Here is a 19,250-nt window from a genome sequence, read left to right on the forward strand (position 1 = left end):
TAAATGTCAATAAAAATACATAAAAGCATTTGATGTTTAAGGAAAATTGCATTTTAGCTTGACCCATGTCCCTTGCTATGATAACATGAAGCGCAATAAGGGTATGTCATATTGTAGTATTGGTGTGAAGCTAGAGGTCGATTTGGGAGCCTTAAATGGTGAGTAATTCAAGTCTGGATAAAATTCAATTAGATAAGCGGCCTAAGAAAGCACTTCCTCTTTATGAGCAAATACGCTCTCAGGTCAATTCCAGAATAGAGGACAAATCCCTCAAGCCAGGAGACGCACTCCCCTCGATAGCCCACCTGTCGAAGCAATGGGATGTTACGTATCGAACGATCAAATCTGCTTATGAGCTGCTTGAGCAAGATGGGGTAGTTACTTTTAAGGCAGGCAAGGGTGTTGTGGCTGATTCTGACAGGATGTTGGATAACCAAGGCAAGACTCTTTCAGTTACCTTTGTTTCATGCCATCTCGATGATCCCTATTATGCTCTGGCTTCTACGGGAATCCGTCGTTTTGCACTGGAAAAAGGCCTTGAACTTACGACGATAGATGTCGGCAACTCGAAGCGGCGGTTTATCAACGCAATCAGTTCCCCAGGGCAGGATGTAGATGGCATGCTAATTCTGCCTTTTGAGGTCTCGGGGTACGAAAGTGCTGTCCAAAAAACAATCGAGGCAGGGCGTAAGGTTGTGTTCGTAGATAGGGACCTGCCGAACGTCAATGCAAGTTATGTGGGCGTAGATCACTTTTCAGTCGCTTTTCAAGCGACAAGTCATTTGCTGGCAGTGCATGACCGGCCTGTTTACTATCTTGCTTTTGTGGATAAGCCCAGCGGTGCCAGAGAGTGGTTTAAGGGCTGGCGCAGCGCGATGCAATCATACAATCATTTTAACTCATTGGATAGATACATTATTGATCTTGCCATTGACGAGTCCGAGTTGGCCGGAACAATTGATGTTGGTTTAGAATACAGTATTTTTGCGGCACGGCGATTGTTTCAGACCCAAAAAGAAGAAAAGTACAGTATCTTTGCAGGGAATGATTTTATCGCTCGCGGCGTATATATCGCTGCCGAAGAGCTTGGGCTTGAAATAGGGAAAGACGTTTTTCTGGTGGGAAGCAACGATATGCCATTTGCTGCCAAAATGGAGGTGCCTTTAAGTAGTGTACATCCAATTCCTTCTGTGGAGCATATCGGATATCAAGCCGCAAAAGTTTTATATGAGCAGTTAACTGGAACCATCGGCAACTCGGTTCGACAACTCATTCCTGTTGAACTGGTGGCGCGTGCTAGCAGTGTCGGACCAGCTTCAAAATAACAACTATACTTTTCTGGACGCTCTGATCAGCGACCTGGGCGGCATACGTGCTTCGAAGTTTTTTGTCAAGTGCGACAAATACCGCTAGTCAGAACCGTTAGTATTTGTTCAGGTCCAAGTTATCTTACCTTGAACCTGAAATTAATTGTAATCCGTTTTGTAACAGTTGAACAAGGAGTGAATAATGAATCGTATGGTTTTGTTTTTTCTGATTATCGGTTTTGCAGGTGTCGTTCACGCTGATGAGTTTAATGTTGCTCAGGCGAAATGGGGAGCATCCGCAACCGCCAGCAGTATTTATGGACAGGGGTATGCTGCTGACAATGCGGTTGATGGAAAATGGTCAGCTCGAGAGACGGACAAATGGAACTCAGCCGCCGGGGACGGGCCTCACTGGCTGTGCGTCGATCTGGGCACAGAGCGGGTGGTGCACAAGATAGTGATAAGGCATGAAGGGGTACTCGCTGAAGGTGAAAAATATAATACGGCTGCATTCAGATTGCAGAAGGGGGAGTCGGATCAGGGGCCGTGGGTTGATCTGATCGAGCCTGTTCGGGGGAACAAGAGCAATATTACGACACATGTATTCGATCCTGTAAAGACACGTTTTGTTCGTCTGTTCATTCAAAAGGCAGAGCAGAAGGGCAACACATACGGCCGTGTTTTCGAGATTGAAGTCTATTCCTCCACCAAAGACATTACCGAATACATGCTCAGCATGAGTTTCCCCGAAAGGAAATTTCGCAGGCAGAATGGTGATTTTCTGGTAAAAGCTGAATGTGAAGTCGTCCGACCCGCATCAGCTCAAGAGTTTGCAACTGTTAAATTGCGTTCTAATGGCAAGGATCTGGGCCATCTGTCTGTAAATACGGGAGCGGCAACCGATATTTATGTTCCTGCAAAGGCAGCGCCTTGCGAAGTGCAGTTGGTCGGCGTCTATGAGTCCGGCACAGAAGAGGTGCTTGCAAGTCAGAAGATAAATCCGCCTGTACCAACTTACTTTGATAACGGCGGAACTATTCACGTTGTTTCTTCCAGCCATCAGGATATCGCCTGGATGGATAGCCCGCAATTCTGCCGCGAGTGGCGGGATGAAAATAACATGACTCCTGCTCTTGAAATGATGCAGAAAGATGAAGACTATCGTTTCACCGTCGAGTCCATGATGTACCTTATGGATGAATTGGAAGATCATCCTGAGAGAAGAGAACTGGTGCACAAGCTTACAAAGAACGGTCAGTTGGAATGGGGCGCGACTTATACCCAGCCGTACGAGTCAAGCATTTCCGGTGAGCAGATGATCAGGGGAATGTATCTCGGGCGAAAATGGTTCCGCAAGACTTTCCCGGATTGTGATGCTGTGGTTGCATGGAATCCTGATGTCCCAGGCAGGTCCATGCAAATGCCCCAGATTATGCATAAGGCCGGGATCAAGTATCTGATGTTCAGCAGGCATGAAAAAGGGTTGTACGAGTGGCTGAGTCCTGATGGGACAGGGGTAATTGCTTTCTCACCGGGTCATTACGGCGACGATCATTTTAAAATCTTCACCGCCGATTCTAAAACGGCAATCTCAAGAATAAACCAGCAACTTACAGAAGATGGGGAATACTTTGACAAAAGGAATATCGATCCTGAGTACTGTCTTCTGAACTCGGTTGATTTTTCCGAGCCGACTGATTTCAGCCAAATTATGCAGATGTTTAATGACCAGGCCGCAGATAGGTTTGAGACTAATGGCGACGAGTCAATTGCTGCTAAAATGAAATATTCAGGTGCGACCGAGTTCTTCGAAAAGGTTACAAAGAACAATCCGGATCTGAAAGTAATTACAGGTGAACGCCCCAATGTCTGGCTATACATTCATGGTCCCGCGCATCACAAGGCGCTTTCAGCCGGGCGGGCGGCGGGCAGGGTTCTGCCTGCAGCGGAGATGTTTTCCACGATCGAGTGTCTGCTCGATGGTGATTTCGAAGATTACCCCGAGCAGGAGTTCTTCGATGCATGGAAGGCTGCATGCTTCCCTGACCATGGATGGGGCGGCAACAAGGGTAAGATCACGGATGCACTGTTTAAGGAGAAGCTGGAATATGCTCGCGACAAAGGGCAGGCGATACTTGATCGGACTACAAGGAAAATAGCGTCCCATGTCAAGACTGATGAGACCAGGGGCAAGCCCCTTGTCGTATTCAACAGTTTGTCATGGAAACGCAGTGACATCGTCAAGACAAAGATAGACGGTCTGGCAGAGGATATTCGTATTGTTGATGCGGACGGCAAGAGTGTGCCGCATCAGATGCTGCCGTGCGATGAGTATGGAAAGAGTGAAATTATGTTTGCGGCAGAAGATGTCCCTTCGCTTGGCTACAGCACCTACTATATCGCTGTGGGAAAGGAAGAGTTTGCGACGGACGCAGTTGCATCTGAGGGCACGTTTGAAAACGCATTCTATAAGGGACAGCTAAGTTCGGGCGGTATTAAAAATATCTATGACAAGGAGCTGGGGCGGGACGTTCTCCAGTCCGAAAAGTTCCTGGCTGGCGAAGTGTTTACCATGCAGTCCGTTGGTAATGGTGCCGGTGAATTCACTGAAGTTCAGCAGCCCACGATGGAAGGTTTTGACAAGTCCAGCAATCATGGATCAAAATGGACGCTGATTGAGGCTGAGTCCGGCCCGGTTCAAACAGTTTATGAGTCAGAACAGAAGTTCAGTCACTGCACCGTCCGGCAAAGGATCATCTTTTATAATCCGGTTAAGCGGATTGATTTTGAGGTTTCGCTGCTTGGTTGGGATGGTACCAAATCGCGCGAATTCAGAATGGCTTTACCGGTCGATATGAAAGACGGTAAGGTCGCCTACGAAGTGCCGATGGGTGTTCTGGAAGTCGGTAAGGATGAGATCGAAGGAGCAGCAGGAGGCCATGGCGGCGGCGGGTATTATACCCAGGTGTGTAAAGATGTACGTCCCCGTGAGGTGCAGAATTTCATAACCGCCAACGATCAGAATTTCGGCGTGACTATGAGCTCTTCTGTTGCAGTTTGCGACTGGGTGGATCCCACAGATGATCCGGGAGATTATCCCATACTGCAGCCGATTCTTCTTGCGTCAAGAAAAAGCTGCCACTGGCTCGGTCCCTGGTACTTGCAAGAAGGAGATCATCATTACCGATTTTCCGTGCTGTCGCATGAGGCTGGCTGGGAAAACGGTTATCGTTTTGGCATTGCAGCAAACACACCTTTGCACGTAGTAGCTGCCAAACCGAGGCCGAATGCAAATCTGCCGGAAGAGAAAAGCTTCTTTGCGGTTTCTGCGCCTAATGTTCAAGTCAGTACGATCAAAAAATGTGACGATGACGATAGCGTGGTTGTCAGACTTTACGACATCGAAGGTAAAGACAGTAATATGACTTTGAACACTTTCTTTGAGATTGCAGGGGCCGAACATACCAACATCATTGAGGAAGAAGGAACGCCTGTTCCGGCAGCAGGGAAGATGTTCGAGAGCCGTATTGGAGATCATGCAATAGAAACATTCAAGTTTTTACCAGAATAGAAACGGCTGGTAAGCATCTTCCGACAGCGATAAGGATGCTGCTATTAAATAACTACACAAATGCTAATGTAAATTAGTCATGCTAAGTATAAGCCGATTACAGAGTTTGCTCGCGTTCCAGTTTAACATTGCTGGTCCGGTAAACAGGAAGCAGTTTTGTTACAGCTTCTATCAAATTTTATAGAAATCACAACTGAAGGAGATGGTTCTTTGAACGGTAAAGAAAGAATTGAGAAAGTTTTGCAGGGCCAATGGCCCGACCAACGGCCGGTGATGATTCACAACTTTATGATGGCAAGTCGGGAAGCGGGTATTAGTATGGCGGAATACCGTTCCGACCCTAAAAAAATCGCACAGGTACATATTCAGGCCGTTGAAAAATATAAACTGGACGGCGTTTTTCTTGACATTGACACCTGTACAACTGCGGGGGCTCTCGGTGTCCCTGTTGTTTTGCCTGAGAATGAGACTGCTCGCACAACAGGGTCACATCCTGATCTTACTTCTTTAGATGCTGTAGCTGATCTGCCTGCTCCTGATATAGCAAATGATGAGCGGGTTCAGATCTGGGTCGAAGCGTGCCGGTTGCTGAAGGAGTATTTCGGGGATGAGATTCTGGTTCGAGGTAACTGCGACCAGTTGCCGTTTTCCGTTGCTAGTATGCTTCGGGGCATGACCGAATGGATGATGGATCTGATGAACCCTGAAAGCCAGGAGAAGGTTTTTCAGTTATTAGATTATTGTACCATAGCCTGTGAGCAGTTTGTTCGTCTAATGGCCGACGCTGGCGCACACTTGCTGTCTCATGGCGATAGCCCGGCAGGCCCGGATATGATTTCACCTGACATGTATGTCAAATATGCTATGCCTTATGAAAAAAAGATTATCGATTTAGTTCATAAGCTCAATAAATATTACTTGCTGCATATTTGCGGAGACACGAGCGCTATTCTAAAAGATATGGTGGCAACGGGTGCGGATGCCCTTGAAATTGATTATAAAACTGATGTTAATCTAATGCACCAGGTTTGCGGAGATTGTATTACGATCAGCGGCAATCTGAATCCTGCGGGCGCTTTGTTGAGTGCGGGACCTGATGGTGTCGCCCAAGAAGTCCGCGACCTTTTAAATATTTATAACGATTCACCTCGCCTGATTGTATGTTCAGGCTGTGTATTGTCACCGGAAACGCCTGCCGAAAATATTGATGCTTTTGTAAAGACGGTTAGATCATCATAGGAGATATACCAGAATGGAAATTATTAAACAGTTTAAAAAGTACCGTGAAATATTTGAAAAGGAACTAACGGGAAATATCTTAAAATTCTGGAACAGTCATATTGTAGATGATACCAATGGAGGCTTCTTTGGGGCTTTGGATAGAGAAGGCCGCCCGGATCTTACTGCACCAAAGGGATGTGTATTAAATACACGACTTCTATGGACTTATTCCGCGTGTGCCCGGTTGCTGAATGATGAACAATGTCACAAATTAGCAAAACGAGCTTATGAAACCATTCTTTGCCATTTTGAAGATTTAATCCATGGTGGTTTCTACATGGAACTTGATGCTGCGAACCGCCCATTGAATACGGTTAAGCACACCTATGCTCAAGCATTTGCCCTGTATTCTCTTTGTGAGTATTACCGGCTAACGGGTTCAAGTGAGGTTTTGAAAAAAGTTCAGTCGTTTTTTTATTTTCTTGAAAACAAAACAAAGGATCCGAATGGGCCAGGTTATCTCGAAAGTTTTACTCGTAATTGGGAATGCATTGAAGAAAACCGTATGGCTGATGGAAATGAACCGAAATCTATGAATACTCACCTGCACGTTCTGGAGGCTTATGCAGCGGTGGTTAGGGTCTGGAACGATCCGGTACCGAGAGAGCGACTTAGAGAGTTGCTTACGATCTTCAGTGATTATATAATCCGTCCAGATGGCCATTTTGGGATTTTCTTTGAGAAAGATTTGTCGGAAAGCTCAAAATCTAATGGGATCATATCATTTGGTCATGATATTGAGGGATCTTGGTTGCTATGGGAGGCAGTTGAGATTCTGCAAGACGAGTCATTATTAGATAAGTGGCGTTCGATTGTAACGAAAATGGCACGGGCGACTGAGCGTGTCGGTCTGGATGTCGAGGGCGGGATGTTTCTTGAGAGTTACCGATACGGCAGTCATGTCCGGACAAATATGCATTGGTGGATTCAGGCAGAAGCGCTGGTCGGGTTTATGAATGCTTATCAGTTAACAGGTGATGAGCATTACTGGGAGAATGTAAAGCTCTCGTGGTCATTTATTGATAAGTACGTAATTGATCATGAGTATGGCGAATGGTTTACAAAAGTAAATCGTTTAGGCAAGCCGTTTTTGGAAGAACCAGTTGATGATCCTTCACCCTATTACCGTAATGATCGCAAGGCGGATCTATGGAAATGCCCTTATCACAACAGCAGGGCATGTTTGGAGATGGTGAGCAGGATCGATGCGACTCTGGAAAGTGTTGAGGAAACAGTTAAAAATATTTCCGTATAAAAATCGATACTGTTTCAGGGCTGGTTTTGCCTTGCCGGCGAACATTTCTATCGCTTTGGCAAGACTTAAATTAGCAATTGTAGTTATGGCCGATTTCACAGGCCGCCGAACGAGAAAAGAGCCCAAAGCAGATCTGAGTTTAAATAGGCATCTGGCTGTAAAAGCATCAAATAACGTAGTTGACGCCAGTATCAAGGAGATGTTATGTGCATCACTAGCAAAAGTGGTCAGATGATAACTGAACTACATTTTTTTAAAATGGTGATAGTAACATCTGTTCTTGTAACGGGAGCAACGGTTTGTGCTGCCGTTCCGATGAATTTAACACGCATTGTCAATGGACAATTTACTCTGCGGCTGACAAAGATGAATTTCCGGGGCCCGCATTTTGAGGTGCTGGTTCAGAATGAAACTGGTGGTTATGATACCTTTGATCCGGGTGAGGTGCGGACGTTCATCGGTACCGTGGACGAGGACCCGGCAGCCGTTGCAGTTGGTTATTTGCGTTCTGACGGTGTTCTGTTGTCGGGTGTTTTTGGGTATCGTGGAACGTTTACCATATTTGAAGGTGACACCGCAATCTATGCAAGAGGATGGAACAGTGGGACGACGTTCAAAATGCCAACTCAACCGACTGTTACGCCGGGCCATGGCGGAACGACAATGTATGAGTGGGGCATTGGTTATGACGTCGATAATGATGGCTATGTCCATAAATACGGTTCGAACACTGCCTATGCGGTGGAGCGGATAGAATTTATGAATGTCTGCCTGGCAGCGAATTTCATGCAAAACGTGTTACTTAAACCGATGGTTGAGCGTGTTATTATTCGTGCATCGCAATCGCATTGTCCCTATCACGGCATCGGTGGAACCGCGCTTATAAGCCCACTTTCAAACGAGTGGCAAACAAACCAGTCTGATGCGATGGACTATTGCTTTAAAATCTCTTTATGTACTCCGAATATCGGCGGAGGTGTGGCTTATATGAATGGCGCGTTTAATGTGAATGGCATATACGAAGGGAACTTGTCATATGGAATAGCTCGTCATGAGTTGGGTCATAACTGGGGTGTTAACGATTATGAAGCTGGGAGTCCGGAAGGTCAGACTATCAATTGCGGCAATGCTTATGCCTGGTGGTGCGGCCCGGGGATTCAGGACATTCTGAATCACCGAGACTTAAATTTAATTGGTTCGGGATACGAAACTAATGTCGGAACTTTCGACACAGTCAATATTCCTCCATACCCCAGTCTTGATGCCATCGAGATATTTCCTGGCACAACTTCTGTGGTGATCGATGTGATGTGTAACGATCATGATGTCAATGGGGATGTGTTGACTCTTTATTCGTTTGAGGATATGTCCACCAAAGGCGCTGCCGTGACACAAACGGGCAGCGGCTCAAACGCACGTCTGGTTTATGAGGTGTCCCTCAAATCGGGTACGGATTCATTTTTCTATACAGTAGAGGACAGTAGCGGCCAAAGGGCAACAGGAGTGGTGGTTCTGGATCATCGGCCAAGTTTTTCAGTGGCCCCGGCTGACGCTTTCCATACCGTTAGCGATTTTGAACAAGGCAGTTCCAGTAGCCGGAATTATACGCTCACCAATAATTTGGGCTCATCGTTCAACTGGGTAGCGTCACATAATGCAACCTGGTACGATCTTTCGAGTTATGGCGGAACTCTTTCCGGTAATGCCTCGTTTAACGTCAATGTGAAATTGAATGCTGAGACGAAAAGCCTGGCTCCAGGATACCACGAGGATACGATAATCTTTACTGATACTGCCAATAATTTTACCATAAATCGCACGGTGTCCCTGGACGTGAAGCAACCGTTAGTCGTTCAACTGGATGCACCGGAAGTGATAGGCTATTCTTCGGAATATCCTGGCGGTGGTTATGCTCCGGGCAAAGCTGTCGATAATACCCAACTCGACTGGGCCACCAATGGTGACCGTCATAACGGATGGATTGCGTTTGACTTTGGTAAACCGGTAACAATTGATGCAGTTCTGTTTCAGGACCGTTCAGATGGGTCGACGCTTCAGTTCAGTCTGACCTTCAGTGATGACGCCATTTTTGGTGACGCGGAAGATACAACGATTATTCTCAATTCAGGCGGTATGGCGGGCAAACTCTATAATATTGCCTCGCAGACTGCACGCTATGTACGCTATGATGTGGTACAATACGATGGCGACATTAACACCGGGATCACCGAGATTTCTTTTTATCGTCGTGTAGCCGAATCGCCCAGATCGATTACAGGCATTAGCATTACTGCGGCAGCTTCTTCAGAAATTTCTTCTCCGCAAAATGCAACAAACGGTAACGGCTTAAGCGGATGGTTGCATGACAATAATCCTAATGGAGAGACGATGTGGGTCGGGACCAACCCGTTTGGCGGCAGCAGCAATCCCAATCCGGGCACCGAACTGGGCGCCGAGTGGATTAAATTCGAGTTTGACCGCATTTACAACCTTACCGACATGCTGGTGTGGAATTATAATCAGGCAAACGCATCTGCTGGATATCCGGCCCTGACGGACCGAGGAATGGCAGAGGTTTATGTTGAATACAGCGTTGACGGGGTTAATTATACGAATCTTTTTGGTGATGGTAATACCACGACCTTAAAGCGGGCGACCAGCATTGACGGTACTCCGCCAACCGATCAGCTTGATTTTGGCGGTGTTCAGGTCAAATACGTTGTTATTACCGCGGCTTCATCGAATCCCAATTACGGCGGCGATCTGATCGGGTTGAGTGAGGCTCGTTTTGGTCTTGGCGGCGGACCGCTTTGCTTACAGGTGCCTTATCCGACGGTACAGGATTATTCCTCTGAATATCCTGGCGGCAGTTATGCTCCCAGCAATTCGATCGATTACAGTCAATCAGACTGGTCCAGCAATGGCCAGGGTTCCGAGGCTTGGATATCTTTTGATTTCGGTTCGCAGGTAATAACGGACTCAGTCCTTTTTCAGGATCGCACTAATGGCTCTACACTTGAGTTCAGTCTCACCTTCAGTGACGACACGATCTTTGGTGACACGGGTGATACAACAATGACCTTTTATAATACCGGTGGAACAAATTCAAATCTCTATCGCTTTGGCCCTCAGACGGCTCGCTATGTGCGTTATGATGTCGTACAGTCCAGGTCCACAGATTTAAACACAGGCATTGCCGAAATTGCTTTTTATAAAACTCTGAATCTTTCTTCTGACCCAATTTCAAGTGTGACTGCCACAGCCTCGTCAGAATACGACCATGCTTTCGCGACTAACACCGTGAACAGTACTGGCCTTTCAGGTTCCCTGCACAGCAATGCTTATACTGACATGTGGTTGGGAGATGGTACCTTGGCCGGCGTTGGCACTCATGAAGGAGGTGCAGAGTGGATCAAGTTCGACTTGAAAGAGGTCTATGTGCTTGACGAGTGTGTAATCTGGAACTACAACCAAAATGGCTTTACCGCTCGTGGCATGAATGAGGTACTGGTTAAAACATCGACTGATGGTGTGAATTATACAAATCTGTTCGGGGGCGAATCTACGACCCATTTACATCGTGCCACCGGTTGTAAAGGTACACCGCCGACCGATGTGATCAACTTTGATGGTACTTTGGCGCGTTATGTCTTGATCATTGCCTCCGCCGCGAATCCGAACTTCCCGGAGGGCGATCAAAATCTCATCGGTTTGAGCAATGTTCATTTCACGGGTACGCCAACCGGTTGTCAGACGCACTACATTGCAGATTTTGATTTTGATGGCGATGTTGACTTGTCCGACCTGAACACTTTTGCCGCAGAATATCTGAACGCAGTGACATATACCGAATCAGCCGGACATGTGGTAATGGAGGCCGAGCATTTCACCACGAACACTCCCGGCAGCGGTTCTATGGCTGGCAGCGACTGGGTACCTTTTGATGAAAATGAGTCTTCGGACGGTTTTATGCAGGCCCTGCCCGATCAGTCCCGCAGTATCGATGCTCAGATAAACCAGTATTCGCCGCAGCTACGTTACCGGATTGATTTCGAGACGGCTGGCGAATATTATATTTGGGTCAAAGCCAAGGCCGCTGATATAGCATCTGACAGTATACATTATGGATTGGACGGAGTCTGTGCAAGCTCCGGTGCCTCATCGGCTCTGCGTGTACTTCGAGGCGGCAGTTTCAATTGGATTTCGCAAAAAGGTAGCGGGGAACGACCAAAGATAGCGGTTGAAACAGCGGGCGTGCATAATTTTGATCTCTGGATGCGGGAAGATGGTGCGACTCTGGACCGTGTGCTCCTGACGACAGACGTTAATTACGACCCAACCATCAGCGGAGAACCGGCCGAAAGTGCTCTTACGGATTTAATTGCCGATCTTAACAATGACGGCACTGTAGACTTACTCGATTTTAGTATTCTTGCAAGATATTGGTTGGTGGGAATGTAATTTCACCTTAGCTCTGAAATTCGAGTCTAAAAGAGGAAATATGCGGCGTAAGAGAGTGAGAGCGTTAAAAACAACGTATTTGTCGTGGCCAACCAGTTTGCCATCAGCAAGAACAGTAAGACCTCCGACCCGAGGTGATAATCTTTGTCAATGGACTGCCGGTCGCGGTGACAAGTCTTTAAGAAAGGATTTTATGTATCGATCAGTCAAGCAAATTTCATCAATTCTGATACTGAGCTTACTTGTGATAGCTTCAGTGTGTCGGGCAGATGTGATCGTGAAGATCGAGAAAACGAAGCTCGCAAACGGAGGCTATGTTTTCAAGGATATTACCCCGCCCTGCAAGAATGATGCTGCGTGCGATGCAGACCTGTCCATGGTAAAGAACAAGCTGGATGCCGGCAGCTCAGAAGTTTCATGGCTGATAAACGGAGTGATTTCGGCCTCGCCTGAGCAGGCAAATCAAACCGTTTTCTTAACCAACGATAACGCTGTGGGCGGCAAAATACTTGTTGATCTGGGCAAAGCCATCTCGATATCTGAGATCAACACATATTCACATCATTATTTTGCGGGTGATGAAGGGGCACGAGCTCCGCAGGTCTATTCGGTTTACGGCAGCAGGGCAGCCGATCCGGATGCAGTCGGCAAGACAAACGAATGGGTGAAGATCGCAGAGGTTGACAGCAGACCAAACACTACCGGCAAGGATTGGGGCGGTATTTACGGTGTGAGTATTTCTGACGACCGAAAAGATTTGGGTGTCTTTCGCTATATTCTATTCGACATCAAACCCACCCGATCGCCACTGCAGAATAATCCGGTCTGGACCAATACATTTTATACGGAAATCGATATTCATTCGGACAAGACCATTATGCATCAGGAACCAGCCAGGCTTGCCGGCCAGAATCCATATGTTGAGGAAGTGATAGTTGTTTTCAAAACTCATTTTGATATCGGCTTTACGGACCTGGCGCGAAATGTTGTGCATCGTTACAGAACAAGCATGATCGATCATGCTCTGGACGTCGTTGAGGCCAGTGAGGAACTTCCGAAAGATCAGCAATTTGTCTGGACCGTGGCTGGTTGGCCAATGATGAAAATACTTGAAGACTGGGACGGTCAGACCGAAGAACGAAAACGAAAAGTCTGGGACGCATTTGAAAAAGGTCGTTTTGTCGTCCACGCATTACCATACACTCTTCACACCGAGTCCAGCGAGCTTGAGGGGCTAGTCAGAGGCATGAACTATTCATCCGGTCTTTGTCGCAAAACAGGAATAGACCTCCCGATCGCGGCAAAAATGACGGATGTGCCCAGTCACTCATGGGAACTGCCTACGCTCTGCAAGCACGCTGGCATAAAATTTCTCCATCTCGGCTGCAATCCCGCCAGTCAGTCTCCTGACGTTCCACTTATGTACTGGTGGGAAGGGCCGGATGGTTCACGCCTTTTGACGATGTACGTCAGCAAGGATTACGGAACGGATCTGATACCACCTGAGGACTGGCCGCATAAGACATGGCTTGCGATGATCATGACGGGAGATAACCACGGTCCGCCTTCGGTTAGCGAAGTCAGGAATCTGCTTCAGAGAGCGGATCGGGAACTGCCTACCGATGTAAATGTTCGTTTCGGAACCCTGGACGATTTCGCGGAGGCGATACTTGCAGAGGACCCTGAGCTGCCGGTGGTTCGCGGTGACATGCCGGACAGTTGGATACACGGCCAGATGACCAGCCCTGTGGAAACAGGTATTGCAAGAAGGTCGAGGCCTTTGATATCGGCGGCTGAGTCTCTCAATACCCTGTTAAGGTGCTGGGGCGCTGATGTGCCCGATAATGCCGCAGAGATTCGGAAGGCATATGACGACAGTGTGCGGTATGCCGAACATACTTGGGCAATAAATACCGCGTATATGCAGCCGCACCGGAGCTACGGCGAAAAGTTCGAGAAGGAACTCGAAGAAGGGCGTTTTGCTCGATATGAAGAATCCTGGGCCGAGAAGGGGTCTCATGCTCTGAAAATCGAAAAGGTCACCCGGGGCAGCCTCGATCGTGACCTGCGGGCTCTGGCGGCTTCGATAAATATCGACGGAGGGCGTGTCGTGGTGTACAATGCTCAGCCCTGGACCAGAGATGGTATGGTGATGGTTGATGCGCCCGGTTTTACGGGCCGCTCGTTAAGAGATGTCGAGTCAGGTTCGCTGACAGCCGTTACACCAGGTGAGAAAAATCAAATCAGATTTATTGCTCGCGATGTCCCTGCGATGGGATACCGCACTTACACGGTATCCGATATTCCAGTCGATGAAGGCGAACTCATCGCTGATGAAAATAACAATTTGATCGAGAACAGTTTCTACAGGATCATGCTCAAGCCAGAGACAGGAAGTATTTTATCGATCATCGACAAGCGAACCGGCAAAGAGCTCGTCGACAAGGACAGCGAGTACGGGTTCGGTCAGTATCTCTATGAGCGTTTCGGCAAAAAGGAAGTCCAGCGTTTTCTCGACCAGTATCTGAAGATACATACTGGCTGGGCCTACAACGATATGGGTAAACGTGACCTGCCGGACATAAAGTATTATTCGGGCAGTACGGCAGACGCAACACTCGATCTCGAGAAAGATAGCAATCGCGTGACTGCAAAAATGGCCGCCGATCCGGGTGATAAGATCAGGCACAAACACGGTGTCTCCGTGACGCTGTACAAAGACAGGCCGTACATAGATATAGAATGGCAAGTCTACGATAAGGAGTTCAATGCATATCCCGAAGCGGGCTGGATATCGCTTCCGTTCAAGATAGATAATCCAAGCTTCCGTCTTGCAAGGTTGGGGGGCATGATCGATCCTGTAACGGATATCGTAGACAACACCTATAAAGACGTTAGCTGCTTGAACGGCGGTATGGCTGTTCTGCGTAAAGATGGCGTCGGTGCGGGTGTCTGTCCGCTGGATTCGCCGCTTGTCAGTCTGGACAGTCCGGGGCTTTGGCGTTTCTCCAGGGACTTCGTTCCTGAAAAGCCAAACGTGTTTGTCAATCTTTACAACAACATGTGGGGTACGAATTACCGGCAGTGGATAGGCGGATCGTGGAAGTCCTGTGTAAGGATATGGTCTTTCGATAAATATGAGTGTGAGCGTGACTTGATCACACCATCTGCTGAGGCTCGTATGCCGCTGGTGGCTGGTTATGCAGTCGGGACAAAGGGCAAGCTGCCTGTGATTGCCGAAGGCGTTGAGCTGTCGAACAAGGGCGTTATGCTGACCGCATTTGGCGATAACCCGGACGGGGACGGGATGATACTGAGGCTGTGGGAGCAGGCGGGCGAGGATGGTAAATGTACGGTCAAACTGCCGAAAGGTCTAAACGCACAGACCGTTCAGCCTTGTGATTTGCGTGGCCGGGCGGAAGGTGATCCGATGGTAGTTGAAAACGGTTCATTTGATGTTGAGCTTGGACGTTATCAGCCTGCAAGTTTTAGAATAAATTTGGAAATGTAGGAGTAAAATGAAATTTGGTTGGTTTTCTGATTATCGGTTTTGCAGGCCTCGTTCACGCTGACGAGTTCAATGTTGTTCAGGTGAAATGGGACGCATCCGCAACCGCCAGCAGCATTTATGGGCCGGGGTATGCTGCTGAGAATGCGATCAAAGGAAAATGGTTGGCTCGTGATGTGGGTGTGCAGATTGTTTTTTGTCTCGTAAATGGAGATTTCATGAAAATGGCAGAGGTAAATTTGAAGAAAATTGCGGTATTGGTTTATGTGCTATACTTTCAGTCGCTTGTATCCGGTCAAGCAGTTACACTGTGGCAGATTGGAACTCCGGACAATGACTATAGCGAACTAGCTATTGCCCGCAATTATAGTGCTTATTCAAGTACGTTTCCTTACGATGCAGATTATATGATCAGCACCGATTCGCCGGGGACGGACTGGCCTTATATTCAGCCTTCCACTTCGGATTCTTGGGCCGAAAGCAAACAGCATCCTTTTCTGATAAGATTTGATACGGATGCGAGTTACAGCTATCCTGTTTATCAGTTGGATATATGCCTTGTTGCGTCTCACTGTGCCAACCCGCCTTCGATCGATCTTTCCGTTAATGGTCAGAGCTGGCAGTTTCAGACAACGGTAGGACCGGGAGACCAGGTTCTGACGGATCCTTCCGTGGGCGATTTTCAGACCTATACTGCGTATATCCAGGCAGATGATCTTCAAGCGAGCGGAAATCTGATCAAGATCACAACCACTGGTTCATGGATGCTTTACGATGCAGTGGTCCTCCAGGGGTTGGACAGTGTTCCTGCTTTGAAAGATTTTGAAATAGATCCCCAGCCTTTCTGGTATCACTATTCTGACGGGGTAAGCCGCTCACTGCGTATTGACTTTGTGGATGCCATACTGGCCGAGCCTGCACAGGTAGAGATCGTAACCCCGGAAGCAACTTTCACACGTAATGTGAACGCTGAGGCAAATGTGATCGGTTCCGTCGATGTACTTGTCCCGATGCCTGACAGCAACAGCGAAAATCCTGTACCTGTAACGATTAGATTGCATACCAGCCGGGGTGACGTCGAAAAGACGGCGTCAATAGCTCCCGAGCGTCAGTGGAAAGTACACCTGGTACATCAGACCCACCTGGATATTGGGTATACGCATACTCAGCCGGAGGTCATGAACGTGCAGGTGGACCATCTCTACAAGGCCCTGGACTATATAGACGACTCAGAATCTGAGGGACGGCCGAAAGATGAGCTCTTCAAATGGCATCCGGAAGGCATGTGGGCGGTGGAGGAGTTTTTGAAAAACCGGGCGTCTGAAACGGATAAACAGCGGTTTTTCGAGGCGGTAAAAGACGGCACCATGCACATGGATGCGATGTATGCTCAGGCAATGACCGGCATCTACTCTGAGGAGGAACTGTTTGAGCTGATGGCCGCAGCCAAGCGGTTCGAGAAGGAGGCGGGAATTGAAATTACCTCCGCGATGCAGACAGATGTGCCCGGATATACCTGGGGACTGACCAGCGCTCTGGCCCACTGGGGCGTAAAATACATGAGCGTAGGTCCCAACTCGGGACACCGCCTGGGGCACACTTTCACATGGGGCGACAGGCCTTTCTACTGGGTTTCTCCTTCTGGTAAGCACCGCATATTGTTCTGGATGGCCGGTAAAGGTTACGGATGGTTTCACGGCAATCCAACAGGACACTGTATTACCAGTGAAGAAGGCAAAATACTGGCCTATCTCAGCGATCTTGAGATGCAAGGGTATCCATACGACATGGTGAATATCCGCTACGCAATAGGTGCAGATAACGGACCGCCCAATCCGGCTCTGACCGAATGTGTTGCGCAGTGGAACACGAAATACGCATTCCCCAAGCTGATCCTTTCAAAGAACAGCGAAATGATGGCGGAATTTGAAGCCAGATACGCAGACCAGATACCAGTCAGGCAGAAGGACTTCACGCCTTACTGGGAAGACGGCTGTGCTTCGACTGCAGCTGATACAAAAATAAACCGCCGGGCTGGTGAAAAGCTCGTTCAGGCTCAGACTTTATGGTCCATGTTTGGCTCCGGAGACTTTCCGCACGAAGATTTCGACTTGGCATGGAACAAAATGATCATGTATGATGAACACACTTGGGGAGCCCACAACAGCATATCCGCTCCGGACAGCGATTTTGCGATTCAGCAGGCCGAGTACAAACAGCAGTTTGCTCTTGATGCTCAGAAATTCACAGATCAGTTAATGGACCGGGCCGTCGATCATATCAGGAAAAGCGGCACGAACACAGTGCAGGTGTTCAATACGCTTAACTGGCCCAGAACCGAGCTGGTGCTTGTCAGTGCGGAGGACTCGGCTGCCGGCAATATGGTCAAAGATGGGGCAGGAGCAGCTGTGCCTTCCCAGAGACTTAGTACAGGTGAACTTGCTTTCATCGCAACTGATGTGCCGGGGTTGGGTTCGAAAATATACACTGTTCATCCCGGCAGCTCGAGCGGTACGGGCAGCGCCGGTGTTTCGGGCAACACGATAACTAACGGGATTATCACCGCAGAGTTCGATACCAACAACGGTGCGATCACATCTTTAACTCGCCAAGGCATCTCGGCCGATCTTGTTGATACGAGCATTGGTGAAGGAATCAACGATTATCTTTACATCCTGGGACGCGATGCGGCCAGGGGGCATAAGCGAATAGCAGGGCCGGTTACTATGACAGTGCTTGACGAAGGGCCTCTCGTGTCGACTGTAAGGCTTCACAGCGATGCTCCCGGTTGCCGCTATCTTAATCGTGTTGTACGGCTTGTCGACGGCGCGGATCAGATCTTCATCAGCAATACTGTCGATAAGCTAAAGGAACGTAATCCCGAGAGCGTTTCTTTCGGCTTTGCTTTTAATGTCCCCGAAGGTGACATGAAGATCGATCTGCAATGGGCAATTATGCAGCCGGAAGTTGATCAGATAGAAGGCGCCAACAAAAACTTCTTCCCAACACGCCGATGGGTAGATATTTCAAACGATGCCTACGGAGTAACCTGGTCGAGTCTGGATGCGCCTATGGTCCAATTCAATCCGATAAAATTCGGATCAGGCTGGCATGGTTCGGCTGCGTATCGCACTTATATCGAGCCAGGTCAGGCATTTCATTCGTGGGTCATGAACAATCACTGGGAAACGAACTACAAGGCGGACCAAAAAGGGGTTATGACTTTCAGGTATGCGATTGCTCCGCATGTGGGCGGTTACGATCCCGTACAGGCTGAGCATTTTGGACGTAGTTTGCATCAGCCCTTGATCGCTGTTCCTGTAGATCCATCCCAGAAAGCGAATGACCCGAAGATCAATGTTCAAGGTAAAGGAGTCGTAGTCAGCACTGTTGAGCCCAGTCGTGACGGTACGGCTCTGATGGTGCGACTGTTCAACTCGAACCCGGACGCTGCCGTTGAGACGACGGTTGCCTGGCCGGGCGGCGGCGAAGGCTCCGCCATCTGGCTCAGCAGTCCCTATGAGGACACGAAGTCCGAGATAACCAATTCTTTCAGCATGGACCCGCTTGAAATAGTGACATTGCGTTTACAGGAATGTACCGTGACCCGCCTGTGGCCCAGCAAGCGAATGCGTCGATTAAATCTAAAAAAGCCGTACACCAATTGCCTGGCGAAAAAAAACATTTTTCTGCTATATGCTGTAATATCGCTAGCCTGAGAACGGCCCTGAAATAAACGCGTATATTGGTGCACGGATTGACCGACACTGGTGGCGATGTAAAAGGGCGGACTCAACTCATAAGTGCAACTGAGTATCCAATATTGTGTTGAGCTGTTATACTCTCTCACCTGATTTTGGTTACCTC

The 19,250-nt window shown here is 48.2% G+C and carries 7 protein-coding genes; all 7 read left to right on the top strand.

Features of this window, described 5'->3' with window-relative positions; genetic code table 11:
* The first annotated feature begins 155 nt into the window (after positions 1 to 155).
* The 7 genes from STSP2_RS09330 (at position 156) to STSP2_RS09360 (ending at position 19,102) form a co-directional block, all read left to right on the top strand.
* The gene (locus STSP2_RS09330; RefSeq protein ID WP_146662050.1) at positions 156 to 1,325 is read left to right on the top strand and encodes a substrate-binding domain-containing protein; all 1,170 of its coding nucleotides are present in this window, start codon (positions 156 to 158) and stop codon (positions 1,323 to 1,325) included.
* 184 nt (positions 1,326 to 1,509) lie between these two features.
* Positions 1,510 to 4,878, top strand: a complete 3,369-nt coding sequence (locus tag STSP2_RS09335) for a glycoside hydrolase family 38 N-terminal domain-containing protein (protein ID WP_146662052.1) — start codon at positions 1,510 to 1,512, stop codon at positions 4,876 to 4,878.
* Between the two features lie 210 nt (positions 4,879 to 5,088).
* A complete protein-coding gene (locus STSP2_RS09340) occupies positions 5,089 to 6,117 on the top strand; it encodes a uroporphyrinogen decarboxylase family protein (protein WP_169853109.1) in 1,029 nt (342 codons plus the stop codon).
* Positions 6,118 to 6,130: 13 nt separating this feature from the next.
* Positions 6,131 to 7,414, top strand: coding sequence for an AGE family epimerase/isomerase (locus STSP2_RS09345; protein WP_146662056.1), 1,284 nt, complete (start codon positions 6,131 to 6,133; stop codon positions 7,412 to 7,414).
* 204 nt (positions 7,415 to 7,618) lie between these two features.
* Complete coding sequence (locus STSP2_RS09350; protein WP_146662058.1) at positions 7,619 to 11,875, top strand: discoidin domain-containing protein; 4,257 nt, start codon at positions 7,619 to 7,621, stop codon at positions 11,873 to 11,875.
* A 277-nt stretch (positions 11,876 to 12,152) separates the two neighbouring features.
* Positions 12,153 to 15,386 carry a glycoside hydrolase family 38 N-terminal domain-containing protein gene (locus tag STSP2_RS09355; RefSeq protein WP_169853110.1) on the top strand — a complete coding sequence of 1,078 codons (3,234 nt, stop codon included), beginning with the start codon at positions 12,153 to 12,155 and terminating at the stop codon, positions 15,384 to 15,386.
* 14 nt (positions 15,387 to 15,400) lie between these two features.
* The gene (locus STSP2_RS09360; protein ID WP_146662062.1) at positions 15,401 to 19,102 is read left to right on the top strand and encodes a glycoside hydrolase family 38 N-terminal domain-containing protein; all 3,702 of its coding nucleotides are present in this window, start codon (positions 15,401 to 15,403) and stop codon (positions 19,100 to 19,102) included.
* Positions 19,103 to 19,250 lie beyond the last annotated feature (148 nt).

Origin of the sequence: Anaerohalosphaera lusitana, from assembly GCF_002007645.1 — a bacterium.
Classification (GTDB): Bacteria; Planctomycetota; Phycisphaerae; order Sedimentisphaerales; family Anaerohalosphaeraceae; genus Anaerohalosphaera; species Anaerohalosphaera lusitana.